This is a genomic window from Lysinibacillus sp. UBA5990 (genome assembly GCF_002429815.1).
In the GTDB taxonomy this organism is placed as follows: Bacteria; Bacillota; Bacilli; order Bacillales_A; family Planococcaceae; genus Lysinibacillus; species Lysinibacillus fusiformis.
Genome location: NZ_DJAY01000015.1, coordinates 1,445,072 through 1,465,679 on the forward strand (window position 1 = coordinate 1,445,072; position 20,608 = coordinate 1,465,679).

The window sequence follows — 20,608 nt, forward strand, 5'->3', positions numbered from 1 at the left end:
TTATTCTACCTTTTGCTGTTTTTCTAAGAAGTTTGCTAGTGTCCCTACTGTTTTGAAATCTTTAGGAACAAGCACTTCATCGGGAATAGAAATACCAAGGTCCAACTCTATATGAAGAATGAGTTGAAGGACCATAATGGAATCCATATACAAATCCTCATTTAATCGGGCATCTTCATTAAAAGAAGACAATGTCTGCAACTCTAATGAATTTTCCATAATATCATAGATGCCTTTGATCAATTGTTGCCGTGTCATACGGGTATGCCTCCAAGTTTTTTTCTACTAATTTTTCCATTAGGTAGCTTTTCGATTTCATGAACAAACACGAACTCCACCGGAATTTGATGTGGAGCAAGAAATTTCCGACACCATTCTCTAAGTTCCATATGATCAATCGGTTCGGTAGACACATAGAGTGCGCAAACTCGCTCTCCTGATAAATGGTCTTGTTTCTTATATACGACTGCTTCGACTATTCTAGGCTCATCCATTAACACGTTTTCTACTTCTTGCGGATACACATTCAAGCCTGCTACATTAATCGTGTCATCGATTCTTGCAAGAAAAGAAAGAATATTATTTTCTAGATAGCCAAGATCTTTCGTATAAATCGTTTGTGTAGATGTTTCAATGATAATCTCGCTTGGTGTTTGTTTGTCACCAGCTGTCACCTTCACATGAGGGAGAGGATATCCCATTTCTTTCGGATCTTCCACATTAGGGTGAATCGCAACACAGCCGGATTCGGAGCATCCATACTGCTGAAGGACTTGGTTAGATTTCTCTCTTAATGATGTTAACCAGCTATGTGGCATCACAGTCCCTGACGTCATCACACGATCAAATTGTTGATCAATCGGTAATAATCGACATAATGTATAAAGTAACGCTGGGGCTCCATAGAGTATGTGCTGAGGAAATTCTTTTAGCTTTTTCAACATATATTTAGGATTATTATTCGTAATAATAACCGGTTTTGCTCCTCTTCTTATACAAGCTAGGACACCACAAATAAGTCCATAAGAGTGAGTAACTGGACAAGCAACGATAGAATTTGTCAAGGAATCAACAGGTAATGTCTTAACATAGCTTTCAATCTCCTCGTCCACTGAGCTCCACGTTCGTTCAATGCACTTCGGATCTCCTGTTGTACCAGAGCTCATTTGAACTAATACCCCTTCTTGGTTATTGGAAAGATTGGATAATTCGATACAATCATCAAAGGATTGGAACAATAACAGATGACTACCCGCTGTCGAAGCGATTCTTACTGCCCCCTCTTTGGGCGTCGCTGGATGGATGGGGACAACTGAACCTCTTTTTTCACGAATGTATAAACAAAGAGCTATATATTGGAAAATATCATCCGTACAAATTGCTAATCTCCGATTGTTACATTCCTTTAGATGAGGTAAGCGTTCAAAAATATCAAACTGTTTTTCAATATCTTCTACTGTATAAAATTGATCATTGACATAAAACATCATGATTTCCCCTTTTCATTCTTTTGTGCCAACGCATTGTTGACGATATGGCGAAAATTACCTTCTTCTTGATTTTGCACTTTCTTTTTTAGTAAGGATTCAACATAAATATATGTGCTAGTATGCTGAAGCTGTTCATTTCTTGCACGGAAAGATGGAAAGCGTTCAAAGTGCTTCTGTATGCCGCCCTTAATTTGATTCCAAAAGCGTTTTTCTTCATATCCATATTGCTCTTCTAGCAAATTAGATAGCTCACTTAAATGAAACACGAATAGTGTATCCATCGCTAACTCACGTAAATTCTCTACAGAAGACATCCAATAATAATGATCGGCAGGTGCATCTTTAAATCGGTCATGTATCATTCCAAAATCGGGAATGAGGTTTCGATCTGCTATGAATTCTTCCGTATATTCGATACTGTCATGGAAATCTCTCAGTACAACCCGAGTCGGCCACCCATTTTCATGCAATAAAATCATATTTTGCGCATGGGCCTCCACTGCAATTCCGTGAGCGACAAGTAGGTGCCATACTGGAATAACACTCACTTCAATCAAGCGTTTTATCCACGCCTCCGTTCCATATCGGCATAGCCAATCATCAATAAACGGACGCCCATCTAACTCCATCATCATGAGTACCGTAAAGGGTACTGCTTCCTCCTCCTCCTTCATATACACGCGCACACTTTCTCGCCAGATGGTGCCAAGCTGACCTTCTAATTTACTACTATGCTTTGTGGCATGCGGTTCAAAAATAATGCCTGCATATTCTTCCAGTACAATAACAGTCTTTTGTAAATAGTCATCTGATTGAAGTACCTGTTTAAGCCATGCAGAAATATGAGGAGCAGCACAAACAGCATGAGCATGTAACTTTCGTAACGAAGAGGTATTCACCATATTCATTGAACATTTTAATTGCGCCTTTTTGGGGTGTGAAGAATTCCATAATGTTCGCACTGATTGAGTTGCCCTATAGTCATCTCCTTTCACATCTAGAGGTATGAAATCTTTTTGTTCCATTAAATCAGCAAGTTCCTGTTTCATGATACGCCATTGCCATGGATGAACAGGTAAGAACGTATAGTCTTCGAATGTGCCATTGAATACCGCAAGCTTGCTAAGAAGGTCGTCCCACAGTAAATGCCCTAGCTCTCTTTTCCAGAAATCTTCTTCTTTCTCAAGAACAGCGATTCGTACATAGCTTCTTCTCACTGCCACCCATTGAAGGGTGAATGATTGCTTTCCTTCAGGGCCATAGTCTATATGGTCGTCTATCGTAAAACCGGTTCTAGATTTAAAACATGGATGATACGGATGTCCTTCCATAATTTCCGATTCTAATTCCTCATAGCTCGAATTTCTTCTCGATATCGGCATTTGGAGATGTCTATCGTTCCAATCGCAAAGATTACTCGTTAAATGAAGTTCTTTCAGTAACCGAACTTTATCTTGCCGACTCGTCAGTAATTCATCAACAAGTTCCTCAAATGTTGCCTCCAGTAACGTCTCATCCTTGCTTACTAGAAAAATATGATCCCCCTTTATTCGGATGCGATCAAATGCCATTCTTCTTCCTTCACAGCGAAAGGTGTATGTCTGTCCAATAAGAGTAAAAATTGAAGTCCATTGATCTAGATATGTTTCTTCATAGTTGATTAGTCCTTCAAAGATCATCGCTTCTACAAGCTGCCGCCTTACACGTAGCTCTCCTCTTTTAGAAGCTAAAGGCTGTAGCTGCTGCATAGTCTGCCTCCTCATACTGACGAACAAATGGGTTTGGAATTTTCGTATATACGGCTTGTTCAAGTTCGGCTTCGAGTTCATCTACATCATGAAACCTTGTTAAAAGGTTTGCTTTGAAGGCAAGCTCTTCTTGATTTAGAATGTTCCGAACAAACGCTTTCCCGAAGCCGGTAAATTCTTTTTCTAATAAGTGCAGTTGATCGATAGACCACTTTAAAAGAACATTTTCGTTAATAAGCTGATCCGCTCCAAATCGAGAAATAACAGGAAACAGTTGATTCATAAATAAATAATACGTAAATCTATCTTGAATAAGGGTATCTTCGTAAAACAGCTCTTCCGTTTCATGTAAAGATGGCTCTATTGAAAGAAGTACATCTTTATAGGCTTTTGATAAGTAATAACCTTGGTTATCGCGATAATAATATGTGGTTGGATAACCAGAAGAGATGTTTAATAGACTGTTTTGCTGATGGGCTTCGAGAGCGATCCCATTCTCATCGTATAATCTTAATAATGGTTCAATCGCACATGTCCAATAATCTTTAAACCAATCTAAACTGACACTCTCTAACGGACGGAATTCGGATTGAGCGATTTTCATGATGAGCTGACATAGCTTTGAGTTTTCTTCTAGCAGGGGCTCTTGCACAAGCGTTGCGATCATGCAGATTCCTTCATCTTGGCCTTCATGAAATACGTTTGAACGAAAAATAACCTCAAACCCTGATTCCGTCTGTTTTGGAAACTCTACAGTCATATAAGCAGGGTCATGAATCATCTGAAAGGATGGATGATTTTGTAAGAAGTCTATCTTATGCATTAATCGAGCCATAGCAATACCAGCTTTAAGTTCATGAGTTCTATTGACCCTCAATGAGTTTGTTATTTTTACAGGGATTGAAAACTTATACATCATTTCTTCCTGTGAGTTATAAACCGTTCTGATTGAAGAGGTTGCTGTATAAAAAGCGCCTAAAGCACCTTCGTATTTTATGAATCCTTCAGCAATCGCCCTTTTTACATATTGTTGCTGTAGAAGCCATTGTGCTTGTAGAGGGTGTACCGGAATGAAACAATTCTTCTCTGATGTAACAAAATCAGGCTGTGATTTTAGTAAAGATTGAACAATATGATCACTCGCACTTTTTTCTAATATGGAGGACTCTTTCACCATTTTACGGTCGACACGAAAATAGTGAAGTTGGAAAGAACCATGTAACTCTGGAGCAAAACTGGTTTGTTGCCAGTCTGCCATCCCTTGTCTACTTTTGGGTGTTGGATGAAGCCAATGACCAAGTAGGAGAGACTGCTCCGCTTCAATAAACGTACCGCTAGCTTCTGGTTGCTTGTCACCTCCCAAACTCTTTTCAATATAATTGGCCATCGTTTGATAGCTCTCAATTATACGAAGAATGAGTTCATCATAATGAGAAGAAAGTTTAAGACAGCCATCCATCTTAGCCATACAATGCAGTTCCTGAATGAGCGTGATAAGTATCGTTAATTTATCCTCGACAAGCCATTGTTTTTGTTTTGTACAATACTTCAACGGCGTACCAATGACCTGTCTTCCAACAAGAGATTTATATTCTATGCCAAATGCAAAACGTATGTTTTGTCTTGGTAACTCAAGCTCTAATATATGTGCCTCTGTAATCAGTGCTGATAGTCTTTGTTCTTTAATCCACTCCTCCTTTTTAACCCAATGCCCGCTTCTCACCTCTCGTATATAACAATTTATAAACGCCTGAAACGTTGCATTTTCTGCAATCTGTTTAGCAATCTGTTGCATGAAATAAACCAATCCTTTCACAGAGCCTTTTTACTATTAATTGATAATGATTATCACTCATTGTTAAAAAAATGAGTCTCCCTTATTAGAAAGACTGAGAAGTAAATGGAAACAATGTTGATTATAATTGATAATGATTATCGTTTTCAATAATAATTACATATTATAGGTAATTTGGAAATGACTCAACTGTCTAAAGACCTATATGGCAATATAAACCATCGAAATAGGTAAAAGTATAGAAAAATACGTCGTTTTTTGCATCATCCACGAAAGATTATTAATATTTAAAGGGTTATAAAGGCGAAATATTACAAAAGAATAGAAAGAAGAGGTCAATCTCGGAATAGTTCTTATGGCTGGAATGTTTTTATTTTTAAAAGCAATTGCATCAAGATGTTCATGCAGAAAAATATTAAGTATGCATAGAAAAATGGCAGAAATGCTGCGATATCAACGTTTCTGCCAGTTAAAATTTAAATGAGTGTTTTTGTCATAATTAAATCTATTTGTTCTTCCTCACCCATGTGAAAGCTGTGCGCCCCAGTTTGAACAAAGCCTATTTTCTTATAAAAGCCTATGGCATTGTCATTTTTATCCCAAACCCCTAACCAGATACTACTTTTGTTTTGGGCTTCAGCTAATTCGATGGCCTTATTCATAAGATATTTGCCAAGACCCCTTCCTTGAAATGACTGTCGAATATAAATACGTTCAATTTCAAGTGACTCATTCCCCATTTGTTCAGATTGGGCATCATTGACATTCACCTTTAAATAACCAGCAATGACATCATTGTCATAGATAAAATAGAATTCTGAAGCTTCATTACATAATTCCTTTTCCAGCTGAAACTCTGTAAATGCTTTTTCCAAGTAAGCAGTCATATTTTCAGGTGAATTCTGATCTTTAAAGGTATCATTGAATGTTTCAATACTCACCTCTTGGAGTTTTTTTAAATCACCTATGCTACATTTTGCTAATTTAATTGACATTGATAACACTCCTTTAAAACTCTTTATAGATTTTATATTGCAAATGCAACAAAAAGAATATATATTGAATGTAACTTAATTTTGTTGTATATGCAATAAAAAATGTAGGGAGGTAGTAAAAGTGAAGTATGTTTTCTATGTCATAGGCATTTTCATCTTAACACTGGGCATTTCTTTAACTATTCAATCCAATCTAGGTACTTCCCCCTTTGATGCTCTTTTAGTAGGATTATCTAAAAATATAGGGCTGACAGTTGGTAGCTGGGAAATTATATTGGCCATTATTTTAATAGGCTGTAATGCAATATTAAACAAACAGAGGCCCGAATTTTTGGGCTTTATTACAGCTTTTATTACGGGAATTGGGATTGATATGTGGTTATTTGTGTTACACAATGTGTTAACGCCTGTAGCTTGGTATAGTCAAGTCGTTTGTTTTGGTGTTGGTTTAATGGTAATTGGGTTAGGGACTGCCACCTATTTACATACGAATTTTGCACCGATTCCTGTTGACCGATTAACCTTAATAATTAAAGAGCTAACGAAAAGGAGCATCTTTTTTGCAAGAACGACTATTTATATCCTGTTTTTAGTGCTGGCATTAATGGTTAAAGGTCCAATTGGCTTCGGAACAATCATAACGGTTTGTTTAGGAGGTTTCATCCTCCATTTCTTTATGCCGATTACTGGTAGAATACTAGATAACATCCTATACCGCTCTAATACGTCTCAAAATGAAGAGCTTAAAAGCTAGTATTCATGTTTTGAATGGGGTGATGTCTTTTGATAAATTTTTTTGCCTAGTAGCTGGCAGTCCCCCCTTTCTTCCATAAAAAAATCCTGCTACTAACAGGATTTTTAAACGAAATCTATAATGTTACACTGTTTTCTTGAAAAAACCTTTTTTTATCCTCTTCTGTGAATTCTTCTAATGATTGATAGGTATAATGAGGATTTCGATCCTTATCAATGACAACGGAGCGGACACCTTCATAGAAATCCCTATGTCTTAAAAAGTTTCTTGCCAAAATGAAATCTGTCTTAAAGCATTCTTCTACTGTTTTTTCACGAGCGTCAATAAGCTGCTGTAACGTAATTTTTAAAGAGGAAGGTGATTTCGACAGAAGCAAGTGCTTCGTGACACGGGCAAATTCGCTTGGGTCACTGTCTAAGGATTGTATGATTTCCTCTACTGTATTTCTTGAAAAATGGTGGTTTATTGCAGTTTGAAGATTCTTAAGTTCACTGTTTGCGGATGCCTTACTGGAATATTTCTTTATTAGTTGGTTTAAGACTGAGTTTATATTGTTAGAATGCCAGTCCGTCTGTTTTGCACTTTGAAGGAAATCAAATAGCTTATCACTCGTCATATAATAATCTGCACCATTAGCTAAAAGGACGTCTGCTGCTTTAATAGTGGAAGCAGTTAATGCTAGGTAGTAACCAATAAAACCTGGCGCTTTGTTTAAGAAATAGCCCGCTCCAACGTCTGGAAAAAAGCCAATATTCATTTCCGGCATCGCCCATTTTGTACACTCTGTAACGATTCGGTGGCTTGCTCCAAAGGTTAAACCGACTCCACCTCCCATGACAATGCCATCAAGACAAGCAATAATGGGTTTAGGATAATGATAGATCGCCAAATCCACTTCATATTCCACTTCGAAAAAGTTTTCAGCCCCTAGCAATGCATCTTGACTGGTTTGTGCTTGATAAAGTGTTTTGATGTCACCCCCAGCGCAAAATCCCTTCTCCCCAGCCCCTTGCAGTACAATAAGACGAATTTGATCATTCGCTTCCCATTCTTTTAATTTTTCTCTAATGGGGTTAAGCATATCAGTGGTAAGTGAATTTAAAGCTTTAGGGCGATTCAATGTAATGGTTGCCGCTCCTCCATCTTCGACCGAAAATAATACTTCGTTTGCCATGTAGGACCCCTCCTTTAACAATGTTTAAAGTGTGGTTGTCTTTTTTCAATAAATGCCTGCACACCCTCTTTAGCATCATTTGTTAACAATAGCTCAGCAAAACGAGTTCGTTCAAGTTCAAGTCCTTGTTGTAAATTAGCATTCGTGCTTTGAATCACACATTCAATTGTACGAGAGACACTTGTCATACTTTTACCCTCAACAAAGGACTGCGCAACAATCTTAGCCGTCATCAAAAGTTCCTCAGGTTCTGTTACTAGTTGGATAATACCGAGCTGTAATGCCTCGTCTGCACTCAATTGTTTACTTGTTAAAATTAATTGGAGCGCCGTTGCTTGATTTGTTATTCTGCTAAGTCGTTGAGTCCCCCCGAATGTAGGGAGTAGTCCAAGCTTTAATTCTGGTAAGCCAAGAATGGCCTGATTCGAAGCAATTCGGAAATGACATCCTAACGCCAGTTCGAGTCCTCCTCCAAGGGCGGGTCCATTAATGGCCGCAATAACTGGCTTCTTCATGGCTTCCACTTCATCGCATAGCGCTTGCCCTGCTTGAGCCATTTGTAATGCTTTTTCCTGTTGGCCAAAGGCTGAAACAAACTCCTTTATATCAGCCCCAGCGACAAAAAATCGGCCAGTGCCTGTAATAATAATGGCGCTTGTTTCTTCATCCTCCGCTAGCTCTTGGAAAATACGACGCAGGTTTTCAATAGAAGCTGATGACAAAGTGTTTGCAGGTGGATGATCTAAATGGATAATAGAAATAGAACCCTCTTTCCTAACGTTTGCAAATGTACCGATCATGCTGTTCCTCCTAACTAATCATTTTTGGATTGTCAATGAATGTTCTCGTAAGTGCCCTTTTTTTCAAAAAGAGATTTTGCTGTAGTGGAATATTTAACTGTCGAATATTATTTAGCAAGCTTACTCGTTTTTGCTCATTGCTTTCAGCGGCCGTAATTATAGTAATCGCACTTTCTTCTATTTTGCGGTAACCCTCCTGGCATAATATGTCTGTCATCAATTGTTTTGTTTGCTCATGCACAGCTTTTTTCGACCTGAGCCAGGCTGATTCCATGACATAGCTTTCCATGGCTATATCTGCCAATAAACGCATAAATTCTTGCTCCTGTTCGAGTTGAATCTGTGCATTCGTAATGACTGTAATTGCTAATTGCATCAAATGCTTGGAAAGTAGGATATAATGGTGATTTTTATCTAATGGTTGATTGTCGATAAAATCATCTTCTATTGCAGTTATTTGTACATATTTTTTCCACAGCATTTTAGCCATTGTGAGGCGATTGATTTCATTCGTGCCTTCGAAAATACGGCTAATTCTTGCGTCCCGATACAAACGTTCCACATCATAATCTTGCATATAACCATATCCACCATGTATTTGAACAGCTTCATCAGCAATTTTTCCAAGTGCTTCGGAACAATGTACTTTATGGAGTGCGCATTCAAGTGCAAATTCGGATATTTTCTGAACCACTGTTTCATTACTACCTGATGCAATAGCCTCATCCATTTTTCCAGCCGTTCGGTATGCAGCACTTTCTGCTCCATAAATCAAAACGAACATGTTAGCAAGTTTTTCCTGTATCATTGTAAAATCAACGATAGATCGTTCAAATTGTCTCCGTCCCTTTCCGTAATTCACAGCTAATAGAAATGCCTGTTTGGCCGTTCCTATATTGGAAAAGGCTAGCTTTAGACGTGCCATATTCAAGATGTTCATAGCGACGATATGCCCTTTGCCGATCTCTCCAAGAACATGATCGATTGGCACCATAACGTCTTCTAAAATGAGCGTTGCCGTTGAAGAGCCTTTAATGCCCATTTTTTCCTCTTCCTGACCTACGGATACCCCTTTAAAGGAACGTTCGACAATCAACGCAGTCATCCCATTTTGCGTCTGGGCAAAAAGAACGAAGACGTCTGCTAGCTGAGCATTCGTAATCCATTGCTTTTCTCCGTTTACTATCCATGCTGTACCATCTTCTGTTAATCTAGCATTCGTTTTGGGGCGCAGTGCATCAGAACCTGAATCGGACTCTGTAAGTGCATAGGCACCAATCCATTCCCCAGATGCAAGCTTTGGTAAGTACCTCAGCTTTTGCTCCTCATCGCCAAAATAGACATAGGGTAATGTGCCCACCCCAGCATGGATATTGTAGGAAACGCTGAAAGAGCCCCCAAAGCCCATTTTCTCTGCTACAAGCCCAGAAATTGTTTTATTGAGCTCGAGTCCTCCATAGGCTTCTGGTATTTCAATAGCCAGTAAACCAAGATCACCTGCTTTTTGAAATAGTTGACGAGTGATCCCATACTGTTGCTGTTCAATAGATGAAATATTCGGTGAGACATCCTGTTTAATGAAGAGCTCAGCAGTTTTTGCAATGAGCTCTTCTTCATCATGAAAATCCTCTGGTGTAAAGATCGTCATTTTGTCTTCTAGTTGATCCATATGAGTCCTCCTTGAAAGAAAGTTATCTATCCTACTTTATTTCCTCCTTAGGTAAAATGGTTTTCGCTAATTCACGATCTAAATCCTCGTATTGATAATAGGAAATCGTTTCATATAATTCGCTTCTTGTTTGCATATCCTCAATTGCTTCTTGTTGTGTTCCAGTATTTTTTATTAATTCAAATACACGCTCGTATGCTTTCGCTGCAACTCTCATAGACGTAACAGGATAAATGACCATCGAGTAGCCCATTTTTTCAAATTCTTTGGCGGTATAATAAGGAGTTTGACCGAATTCAGTCATATTAGCTAATAAGGGTGCATCTAACTCATTGGCAAATTGTTTAAACTCCTTGTCAGTTTGTAATGCCTCTGGAAAAATAGCATCTGCCCCAGCAGCAACATATGCTTTGGCTCTTAGAATACCCTGCTCTAAACCTTCAACTGACCTTGCATCCGTGCGAGCAATAATTACTAATGTAGGGGCTATTTGTTTAATCGTTTTTATTTTTTGTATCATTTCTTCCATTGAAATAAGAGTTTTGCCATTTAAATGTCCACATTTTTTAGGAAGATTTTGGTCCTCTAGCTGTACGGCAGCTACCCCTGCCTCTACCATTTCACGAGCAGTACGAGCAACATTTAATACACCACCAAAGCCCGTATCAATATCCACTAGCATAGGTAAATTAGTAGCCCGAATAATATCACTAGCACGCTGAGCTATTTCATTTGAATAAATCATTCCTAAATCCGGTAGGGCTCTACTCGCTGTATAAGCGGCACCCGAAAGATACAATGCCTCGAAGCCAACTTTTTTAGCCATCAAACCAGCCATTGCATCATGTGCCCCTGGTATTTGCAAAATAGCTGAACGAGCGATCAGAGCTTTAAATTGTTCAGCTAATTGTTTTTGTGTCTTCGCTTCTTGGACAATCCACGCCATTTTTAAAAACCTCCTCTTTATTGTGTTCGGAATCCTTCTAAATTAAATAAATAGATTAATAAATTCATGGACAGCAATTTGTTCAAGCAGCTCTTTATTTGCACAAACCTCATTTATTGTATGGAGTTGTTTTTGAGAATAATGCGTACGAATGTTTTGCTGGAATTTATCAATGATCTGAGGAAATGCTTCCTTACGGCGGAAACGATGTCCTAAAGGATATTCACACTCAATTAGCTCGGATGATGTACCATCTTTGTAATAAACTTGAACAGCATTCGCAATGGATCGTTTATCAGGGTCCAAATAGTCGATTGTATATTGGCTTTTTTCCACGACAATCATTTTATTTCGCAAGTCATCAATGCGTGGGTCTACAGCCACCTCATCTTCGTAGTGATCTGCTGTAATGTCACCATAAATAAGACCAATAGCTGTAATATATTGAAGGCAGTGATCACGATCAGCAGGATTGTGAAGAGGCCCTTCTTTATCGATAATTCGTAAGGCTGATTCATGCGTCGTAATGTCAATGCGGTCAATTTCAGCTAGGCGATTCTTTACTTCAGGATGTAAATGAACAGCACATTCTGCAGCCGTTTGAGCGTGAAATTCTGCAGGGTAAGACACTTTAAAGAGGACATTTTCCATAACATAAGATGCAAGTGGTCTCGCAAGCTTTAATTCTTGCTTATTAAAGAGCACATCTTGGAATCCCCAGCCTGGTGCAGATAATGCAGTTGCATAGCCCATTTCCCCTTTCACAGCCATCATTGCTAGTTGTACCGCCCTGCTTGTAGCATCGCCAGCAGCCCATGATTTTCTAGAGCCCGTATTAGGTGCATGTCGATAGGTTCTTAAACTTGAATTATCAATCCAAGCATTTGATAAAGCATTGACAATTTCTTGATGAGTACCACCTAAAGCCTTTGTTACTACAGCTGTTGTCGCTATTTTGACGAATAAGACGTGATCTAAGCCAACACGATTTAAGCTATTTTCGAGTGCAAGTATTCCTTGTATTTCATGAGCTTGAATCATCATTTCTAAAACGTCTTTTATTTGGAGAGGCTCTTGCCCTTCTGCAACATGTACACGACTCAAATAATCGGCTACAGCCAATATGCCACCTAGATTATCAGAAGGATGCCCCCATTCTGCCGCCAACCATGTATCGTTATAATCCAACCAACGGATCATACAACCGATATTAAAGGCACCTTTTACTGGATCAAGGACATAGGATGTTCCTGGAATACGAGTACCATTTGGAACAACTGTACCTGGTACTACAGGACCCAGAAGTTTTGTACATTCAGGATATTGTAAAGCTAAAATGCCGCAACCTAACGTATCCAATAAAACATATCGAGCCGTTTCGTAAGCTTCTTCGCTCGTAATCTTTGTGTTTAATACGTAATCCGCAATATCAATAAGAAGCTGGTCTGCCATCGTTTTTTCATTCGTTTTAATCATCTATATCTTCCTTTCAAGGTATGAATTTGATATACTAGTATGCTGATGGGTATTGGTCAGAATGCCCATCAGCTCTTTGGCGAGTTGTTAAAACTTGATTATACCGACAATTCTTCAAGGTTATGACGCTCGCCTATATAATGAACACGAGGTCTAAATAATCGATTATTGTCATGTTGTTCGATCACATGTGCACATAAACCGATCGTTCGAGAGCCAAAGAAAATAGGCGTATATAATTCAATTGGTAAGCCCAGCATGTAGTACACTGGCGCAGCGTAATAATCTAAATTTGGATACAAGCCTTTTTCCTCCACCATCACTTTTTCACCAGCTTCACACATGTGATATAAGCGGTCATCCCCTTGCTCCAAGCATAATTTATACAAAGCTTCTTTCATGATCTGCGCTCTTGGGTCCATTTTTTTCATATAGACACGATGGCCAAAGCCCATTATTTTATCTTTATTTTTAAGCTTGTTTTTCAGCATCGCTTCAAAGCCTTCTGCAGTCTTAGCTTCAAGCAGCATATACATGACTGCCTCATTTGCCCCACCATGTAAATTTCCTTTCAATGATGCGACAGCACCAGTTAGAGCACCATACAGATCAGATTGTGTGGAAGCAATAACACGAGCAGCAAAGGTCGAATTCGGCATTTCATGTTCACTATATAAAACAAGTGATTGGTCAAAAATTTCCTCTTCTAATGGTGTTGGTTTTCTTCCAGTAATCATGTAATAAAAATTAGCACTATATGAAAGCTCACTATCCGGTTCTACTACCTCTTGACCATTTAATACACGGTAGCTATTCGCAACGATATTGGGCATTCCACCTAAAAGTCGATATGCTCGTGTTACATTCTTTTCAGTCGAACGATCATTGATATGCTGATCATATCCTGCTAACGCTGAAATTCCAGTTCTAAGGCCGTCCATAGCATGTGTCCCATTTGGTAATAAGTTAAAAATTTGAAAAAGCTCTTGTGGAACGTGGTAGTTTTCTTTCAAATTATCCTGTAAGTCAGCTTGTTGCTCAGTAGTTGGTAGGTTTCCGTGCAATAATAAATGGACAATATCTAAATAGGAATATCGCTGAGATAGTTCAATCAAATCATAGCCCCGTATAACAATTTGGCTTCCTACTACGTCTAAGAAAGACAGTTTTGTTTCCGCAGCAATAACTCCATCAAGACCTGGTGAATACGTTAACTCCATGAATTACAACCCCTTTGTATAATCATTCTTGTAAGCGTTACCATTCAAACTCGAAAGAACAACAAAAAAACAACTTCTACCCCTTTAGAAGTTGTTAATCTACAAAAGTATGACAGAACAAAAAACAGTGAACTTACATCCATTCACAATCATCATACAGTAGCTAACACCTCCCTATCCTCGTAGGTCAATTGATGCTTATTTAGCGGCAGGTCTCCTGACTTATAATCAACATTCCTATAACACCTTCCCGTTTTGATGAACAAAACAGTGGCCTCGTTATGAAACTCCTACATACAGTTGCGGGACAGTGTTGGACTCACACCAACTTCCCTTTTAATCAAATGGAATCAACCCCATTTGAACCACCAAAATTTAGCATATTCAATTTGTCTTTTTACCTTAACATAGTGGTTTCCAAACAATCAATATAGGTAAAATTCAGAAAAGACTGATTATAAAAAGCTATTTTTCTTTTTTGACGAACTATTCTGCATATTTAAGCATTATTTCGCTCAAAAAAAGATTGTTCATCAATCCCAATGAAGCTATATTTATGAAGTCTGCTTTAAAAGCGAATTGGTTTGCATAACGATGAAACGAGGAGTGACGGGATGGGTTATATAACAGAATTAAGAAAGCTTATCGGTAATAGACCGATTATAAGCGTCGGTTCGACAGTTCTTGTTGTTAATGATGATAAGAAGATACTCTTTCAACATCGTTCAGATATGTTGGATTGGGGATTACCTGGCGGCTCAATGGAAATAAACGAAACATTAGAGCAGGTTGCTGCTCGTGAACTTTATGAGGAAACGGGACTCGTGGCTAAAGAGTTTGATTTTATCGGTGTTTTTTCGGGGCCTGATTATTACTACTGTTATCCGAATGGCGATGAAATCTATACAGTCATTCACCTTTATAGAGCTAATCATGTAAGGGGGGTATTGGAAATGAAAGATGGTGAGAGCTTAAGCCTCACTTATTTCAGTAAAGAAGAACTTCCGAATAATATGGAACAGAGGACGATTGCTCTCTTAAACAACCTAGAGGGCAAAATATGGGGGTTCGAAAGCTCCTTTACGAAGCTTTCCAAATAACAATGTAAGAATTTTAATAAGGACTTTATTCGCAAAGGTATTTCAGATTATTCCAAACTAGTATTCTTGTGACTTCTTTCGCGAGGATGAGTGGGTAAAATCGCATTGTACAGCTCAAGTGATGCGGAATGCTTAAATTGTTCACCTTTCATACTTTCCTCTACTAGCTGACCATTTTGCATGACAAGGATGCGATCTGAAATAAAGCGTGTAGCCTGTAGGTCATGAGAAATGAAAATGTATGCAAGTTGCAAATCCTTTTGTAGTGTCTGTAGTAATTGAATGATATGTTTTTGCAAAATCATATCTAAACTACTAATGGCTTCATCTAAAACAATTAATTTTGGATGTAAGGCAAGCGCTCTCGCAATGTTCACACGCTGTTGTTGTCCCCCACTTAGCTGGGAAGGATACTTTTCGGCAATAGATTTTTCTAACTCTACATGATCAAGTAATTCCTTTACCTTATAATGTCTCTCAGCTGAGCTATACTGCTCGAAATTTAGGTATGGTTCCTCTAAAATTTGAAAAATGGTGTGCTTTGGATTTAATGAATGATAGCTATTTTGAAAGACTGCTTGTAAATCTCTCCGTATCATTTTTTTCTGTTGGCTAGTGGCATCATAAAGATTAACCCCTTGAAATAGAATCTCACCGGCTGTTGGCCTTTCCATCCCTAATATAATTCGGCCCAATGTGCTTTTTCCTGAGCCACTTTGTCCAACAATCCCTAAGCATTCCCCCTCCTGAAGTGAAAATGATACTTTCTGTAATACAGGAGCATCCTGTCTTCGCTTGAATATGAACGGTCTATGTGCATAGTTCTTCTCAATATTTCTCACTTCTAGTAGCTTCAATCTTTTCACCTCTAAAACATAATTCGGGATTGTAATAGTTTCTTTGTATAAGGATGCTGAGGTGCATCAAAAAAATCATAGACATTCGCTTGTTCAATTATTTTCCCCTTATACATCACGGCTACATCATCAGCAAGTTCAGCAATAACGCCTAAATCATGTGTCACAAGAAGGATGGCAGCCTGTGTTTCCAGGCGAATACGATCAAATAATGTCAATACCTGCTTTTGATTGACTGTATCAAGAGCTGTCGTAGGCTCATCAGCTATGTATACCGAGGCTTGAATTGCCAATGACAAAGCAATCATCACACGTTGTAGCATTCCCCCACTTAATTGGAATGGATAATAATGTAAAAGGCGCTCGGGATTAGGTAAATTAACTTTTGCCATGCTTTCAATAGCAATTTGTCTTATTTCATTTTTAGTTATAACAAAATGAGCCTTTAATGATTCACGAAAATGACTTTCAATGGTTTGAACACGGTCAAAGGCGGTCGAAGGATTTTGCATAATAATAGAAAGATGTCTACCACGATAAGCTCTCATTTGAGCAGCAGTTACCTTCAATAAATCCTGCTGATGGTAGAAAATTTGCCCTTTGGTAATCTGCGCACTAGTCGGTAAGGCTTGCATAATAGCTTGGCAAAGCATCGTTTTCCCACTACCGCTTTCCCCAATAATTCCTAACACTCGGCCTTGATACGCTGTTAAATGAATGGAGGATAAAATATTCTGTTCTCCAATTTTGACCGATAAGTCTTTCACTTCTAAAATTTTCTTCATAGCTACCCCTTTACTGATCAGGCTTCTTCAAACTACTTGCTAAAACATTACATACTAGGACAACAAGGACAATAGCAAGCCCAGGATATAGCATTAATTCAGGATGTTGGCGGATATATTGCTTCCCTTCATTTACCATCATTCCCCATTCAGGGGTGGGAGCCTGCACACCAAGCCCAATAAAGGAAAAGCCCGCAATCTCTAAAATGACCTTCCCCATATCTAATGCCACAATCGTTACAATTGGTGGCCAAACATGAGGGAGATAGTGACGAATAATTAATTTCGCACCTGTAGTACCACTGATTCTTGCCGCTAGAATAAAGTCTTTTTCATTCATACCAATAAATAAACCTCGGATTAGCCTCGAATAATAAATAAGCTGTGTCAAACTAAGTGCAATTAACACATTTTTCAAGCTCGGTCCTAATACACCTAAAAGCCCAAATGCTAGTACAAGTGTTGGAAAAGCTAATAAAATATCGCATACCCGAATAAATAGCGCATCTATTATACCTCTTTTTAAGGAGACCCATGCGCCCAGTAGTATCGCTACTAGAATAGCAATTATTTGTATGACGAGCGCCGCACCTAAAGAATACCGAATCCCTAAAAGCAATCGGGAGAAGACACATCTTCCTAAATGGTCTGTTCCTAATGGATAGTCCCATGAGGGGGCTAAAAATTTCTTAGAAATATCGACTGCTAAAGGGTCATGAGGCATAATGAGTGGGGCTAACAGTCCTAGTAAACCAATGATAATCAGTAAGGTGAGACTAAAATATCTTCTCATATGTATACGTCCTAAGTTCACTTTACCCTCTCCTATCCTTCATCATCAGATGAGGATCCAATAAACGATGCAATACATCTGTGCCTAAATTGGCGAGCACATAGATGACAGCAATCACCAACACATAGCATTGTACAACGGGGTAATCACGATTCGTTATGGATTCTATTAAATATCGACCGAGCCCCGGCCAACTAAATACTTGCTCGACTATGACAGCACCACCTAGCAAATTTCCGAGTGTCATCCCAAACAAAGTTGATATCGGTATGGCAGCATTCCTCCCCACGTGCCGGATGAGAATGACCGATTTTTTCAAGCCTCTTAGCTGTGCATATTTTACATATGGCTTCTCGTATTCTTCGATTACGGCAGAGCGGATAAACTGTGAGAACAATCCGATTGTAGGTAAAGCTAAGGTGAAGGCTGGTAAAACAATATGTGCTACCGAACCTTTTCCATTCGTCGGAAAAATGCCAAGTTTTAAGCTAAAAAGGTAGAGTAGGATAAACCCTAACCAAAATGTTGGAATGGATACACTTAGGACTGTAAACAATCGAATGATTTTATCGATAAAGGAATGCTTATATAATGCGCTCACAACCCCTAACGGAATACTAAAAGTTAAAATTAGGATAAATGCTACTAAAGCTAATTCAATGGTAGCGGGTAGCTTAGCAAATAGCTCATGAGCCACGGGTAATTTACTAACAAAAGATGTCCCAAAGTCTAGCTGTAAAACGCCTTTTACCCATAGCAGATACTGCATGATAAAAGGCTTGTCTGTCCCTAATTCTTCTCGTAAAGCTTGTATAGCCTCTGGTGTTGGGGCAATTCTTGAAAGTCGAAGGATGACCTCTGCCGGTTCTACTGGTACGAAACGAATAAACACAAAGGTTAGAATAGATACGCCTACTAATACAAATGGAAGTGTGAGAATTCTTTTTACACAAAACATCCAAGTCGATTCGTACATGTCGTCACTTCCTATTTCATCCGATGATAAAAAGAGAGTTGTCCTGATTCGACACACTCTCTCTTTCATACTTAGTTTTCTTTATCCATTTGTGCATATGGAATGTCATATTCAGAAGCACGTGGTGCAAAATCCTTCATATATGGTTGATAAATAACATTATTAGTTTCATACGATATTGGATAGAACAATGCTTGATCGTGGAACTTTGTTAAAATATACGTATATAGCTGCACGCGTTCCTCTTCATCGGTACCAACTAATAGTTGATGTATGTTTGTATCAATCTCTTGAGCATTTGGTAAACCTAATTTTGCTTCATATACACCACTAGCATTTGGTGTAGCTGATTCATTTGCAAAGCTATGTGGATCAGTTGGCGGTCCATTTGTTCGCCAGAAGTTAATATCAACCTGATCATCCATTAATTTTTGCAGACCAACCATAACATCAGCGCCTCCAATATTTAACTGTACCCCAATTTTTGCTAGCTCGCCTTGCATTAACTCTGCCATAGGTTTTTGAATGGCATCAGTAGCAATATAGATTAATTCTAATGTAAGAGGTTGACCATTTTTCGAACGAATTTTCTCACCCTTCTCTAGCGTCCAGCCCGCTTCATCTAGCAATTTCTGCGCCTTTTCAGGATTATATAAAATAGGTGCTAAATCAATATTGGCATAAGGAATGGCATCCCAAAATAGCGTGTTTGCCACTTTTTCTGTACCATGTGTAATACTATCTACCATTTGTTCTTTATTGATAGCATACTGAATAGCTTGTCGAACCTTTAGCTCAGCTAACGGTCCAGACTGAGTATTAAACAGTAATGCTTTCGTAGACAACGGCTCAGATGTAGCTGTTTTATATTTGCCACTATCTCTTAAGTACGTATAGTTATCTAAACTAATAATCCCTCGACCATAAATGACATCTAATTCTTCATTTTCAAAGGCTAATGAAAGGGATTCCGAATCTGGAATGATCTTAACCTTTATTTTATCTACGAGAGGTTTTTCACCCCAATAATGTTCGTTACGGCTAAATACAGCAAATTCATCTTTTTTGTAGTCGGTTAATACCCATGGTCCTGTGCCAATAGCTGATTGAATGGAATCATTTGTCGCATCACTGTCTGGGAAGCCATTATCCCCTAAAAAACGGAATGGTCTAACAAAGGCTATTTCGTTTAACACAGGGTAATACGGTTCATCTAATTGCAAACGTATTGTTGAATCATCTACTTTGACGACCTCTTTTATATGGTTGACCATACCCATCCAGGAATGCATGTCACGATTCGCTAATACCGCATCAAAATTGCGTATTACATTATCAGCATTAAAGGCAGTCCCATCCGAATAGGTAACATCCTTGCGTAAATGGAACGTATAGGTAGTTTTATCCTCTGAGATGTCCCAACTTTCTGCTAGCTTTGGGGTAATTGTCCCATCATCGTTATACTCCACTAAAGATTCATAAACCATAGCTTGAGCAGTCATCTGATTTGGTAAGTATGTATGGGGGTTTAATGGACCTACATCTAATGGCCATCCAATCGTAATCATTTTTTCATCTGTCTGTTCTGTTGATGCTAAATTTCCTTTATCGTTTTCCGAGCTTGTACAACCTGCTAAAATGCTCAAGGTCAAAACAAGCATGAAAGGCAGTGAATACTTCGTCCATCTCATCTTTTGTCTCCTATCTCTATTCCATGTTCATATCTACAAATTGAATAGAAAGAAGGCATAAAAAAACCTTATTCTACAAGAATAAGGACAGATGAACCTACAATACGTAAGCTTCCATCCATCTCCCTATCTTTCGTAGATCATCAATGAATCTTCTTACAAGCAGGCATTCTGGCTTATGAATCATCATTTTGCTTCACCTTTCCAAGATAGAACTTAGTGGTAATCGAAACAAAACTCCTCATTTACAGCTGCGGGACAGCATGGGATTTACACCCATTTTCCTTTTAATTGAATGAAAAATAATTTCATTCAAACTTGTAATGCAATATTTGAAAT

18 protein-coding genes and 2 riboswitches are annotated in these 20,608 nt (G+C 38.5%); of the genes, 2 read left to right on the forward strand and 16 right to left on the reverse strand.

Annotated elements, in window-relative coordinates; all coding sequences use genetic code 11:
* From asbD to B3D94_RS19810, 5 genes are all read right to left on the reverse strand, one after another.
* A complete protein-coding gene (gene asbD, locus B3D94_RS19790; protein ID WP_069481468.1) occupies window positions 1-258 on the reverse strand; it encodes a petrobactin biosynthesis protein AsbD in 258 nt (85 codons plus the stop codon).
* Window positions 255-1,490, reverse strand: coding sequence for an AMP-binding protein (locus B3D94_RS19795; protein ID WP_291759725.1), 1,236 nt, complete (start codon window positions 1,488-1,490; stop codon window positions 255-257). The genes asbD and B3D94_RS19795 overlap by 4 nt, the downstream gene beginning before the upstream one ends.
* Complete coding sequence (locus B3D94_RS19800; protein WP_069481470.1) at window positions 1,487-3,238, reverse strand: IucA/IucC family protein; 1,752 nt, start codon at window positions 3,236-3,238, stop codon at window positions 1,487-1,489. The genes B3D94_RS19795 and B3D94_RS19800 overlap by 4 nt, the downstream gene beginning before the upstream one ends.
* The gene (locus B3D94_RS19805) at window positions 3,210-5,033 is read right to left on the reverse strand and encodes an IucA/IucC family protein (protein WP_291759728.1); all 1,824 of its coding nucleotides are present in this window, start codon (window positions 5,031-5,033) and stop codon (window positions 3,210-3,212) included. Before B3D94_RS19805 ends, B3D94_RS19800 begins: the two co-directional genes overlap by 29 nt.
* 476 nt (window positions 5,034-5,509) lie before the next feature.
* Window positions 5,510-6,028 carry a GNAT family N-acetyltransferase gene (locus B3D94_RS19810; RefSeq protein ID WP_069481472.1) on the reverse strand — a complete coding sequence of 173 codons (519 nt, stop codon included), beginning with the start codon at window positions 6,026-6,028 and terminating at the stop codon, window positions 5,510-5,512.
* A gap of 121 nt (window positions 6,029-6,149) precedes the next feature.
* Here B3D94_RS19810 and B3D94_RS19815 point away from each other — a divergent pair, with 121 nt between their 5' ends.
* The gene (locus B3D94_RS19815) at window positions 6,150-6,782 is read left to right on the forward strand and encodes a YczE/YyaS/YitT family protein (RefSeq protein ID WP_069481473.1); all 633 of its coding nucleotides are present in this window, start codon (window positions 6,150-6,152) and stop codon (window positions 6,780-6,782) included.
* A 115-nt stretch (window positions 6,783-6,897) separates the two neighbouring features.
* On the opposite strand, the gene B3D94_RS19820 is transcribed toward B3D94_RS19815, so the two are convergent.
* The 6 genes from B3D94_RS19820 to mmgD all read right to left on the reverse strand — a co-directional run bounded on the left by B3D94_RS19820 (window position 6,898) and on the right by mmgD (window position 14,067).
* A complete protein-coding gene (locus B3D94_RS19820; RefSeq protein WP_069481474.1) occupies window positions 6,898-7,956 on the reverse strand; it encodes an enoyl-CoA hydratase/isomerase family protein in 1,059 nt (352 codons plus the stop codon).
* A 14-nt stretch (window positions 7,957-7,970) separates the two neighbouring features.
* Window positions 7,971-8,756: an enoyl-CoA hydratase-related protein gene (locus B3D94_RS19825; protein ID WP_069481475.1), complete on the reverse strand. Its 786-nt coding sequence runs from the start codon at window positions 8,754-8,756 to the stop codon at window positions 7,971-7,973.
* Between the two features lie 10 nt (window positions 8,757-8,766).
* Complete coding sequence (locus B3D94_RS19830; RefSeq protein ID WP_291759738.1) at window positions 8,767-10,425, reverse strand: acyl-CoA dehydrogenase family protein; 1,659 nt, start codon at window positions 10,423-10,425, stop codon at window positions 8,767-8,769.
* 31 nt (window positions 10,426-10,456) lie between these two features.
* Window positions 10,457-11,371: a methylisocitrate lyase gene (prpB, locus tag B3D94_RS19835; protein ID WP_291759742.1), complete on the reverse strand. Its 915-nt coding sequence runs from the start codon at window positions 11,369-11,371 to the stop codon at window positions 10,457-10,459.
* Between the two features lie 42 nt (window positions 11,372-11,413).
* Window positions 11,414-12,847, reverse strand: a complete 1,434-nt coding sequence (locus B3D94_RS19840) for a bifunctional 2-methylcitrate dehydratase/aconitate hydratase (protein ID WP_291759745.1) — start codon at window positions 12,845-12,847, stop codon at window positions 11,414-11,416.
* 98 nt (window positions 12,848-12,945) lie between these two features.
* The gene (gene mmgD / locus B3D94_RS19845) at window positions 12,946-14,067 is read right to left on the reverse strand and encodes a citrate synthase (protein WP_291759748.1); all 1,122 of its coding nucleotides are present in this window, start codon (window positions 14,065-14,067) and stop codon (window positions 12,946-12,948) included.
* Window positions 14,068-14,257: 190 nt separating this feature from the next.
* A riboswitch (cobalamin riboswitch) is annotated at window positions 14,258-14,452 on the reverse strand.
* 229 nt (window positions 14,453-14,681) lie between these two features.
* Here mmgD and B3D94_RS19850 point away from each other — a divergent pair.
* The gene (locus tag B3D94_RS19850; RefSeq protein WP_291759751.1) at window positions 14,682-15,167 is read left to right on the forward strand and encodes an NUDIX hydrolase; all 486 of its coding nucleotides are present in this window, start codon (window positions 14,682-14,684) and stop codon (window positions 15,165-15,167) included.
* Between the two features lie 47 nt (window positions 15,168-15,214).
* Here B3D94_RS19850 and B3D94_RS19855 read toward each other — a convergent pair whose 3' ends face one another.
* From B3D94_RS19855 to nikA, 5 genes are all read right to left on the reverse strand, one after another.
* Window positions 15,215-16,033, reverse strand: a complete 819-nt coding sequence (locus B3D94_RS19855) for an ABC transporter ATP-binding protein (RefSeq protein WP_291759754.1) — start codon at window positions 16,031-16,033, stop codon at window positions 15,215-15,217.
* Between the two features lie 2 nt (window positions 16,034-16,035).
* The gene (locus tag B3D94_RS19860) at window positions 16,036-16,809 is read right to left on the reverse strand and encodes an ABC transporter ATP-binding protein (RefSeq protein ID WP_069481480.1); all 774 of its coding nucleotides are present in this window, start codon (window positions 16,807-16,809) and stop codon (window positions 16,036-16,038) included.
* A 10-nt stretch (window positions 16,810-16,819) separates the two neighbouring features.
* Entirely contained in the window at window positions 16,820-17,602 is a 783-nt protein-coding gene (locus B3D94_RS19865) for an ABC transporter permease subunit (protein ID WP_069483357.1), read from the reverse strand.
* A 22-nt stretch (window positions 17,603-17,624) separates the two neighbouring features.
* Entirely contained in the window at window positions 17,625-18,578 is a 954-nt protein-coding gene (gene nikB / locus B3D94_RS19870) for a nickel ABC transporter permease (protein ID WP_069481481.1), read from the reverse strand.
* Window positions 18,579-18,649: 71 nt separating this feature from the next.
* Window positions 18,650-20,269, reverse strand: coding sequence for a nickel ABC transporter substrate-binding protein (gene nikA / locus B3D94_RS19875; RefSeq protein WP_291759760.1), 1,620 nt, complete (start codon window positions 20,267-20,269; stop codon window positions 18,650-18,652).
* Window positions 20,270-20,413: 144 nt separating this feature from the next.
* A riboswitch (cobalamin riboswitch) is annotated at window positions 20,414-20,606 on the reverse strand.
* Window positions 20,607-20,608 lie beyond the last annotated feature (2 nt).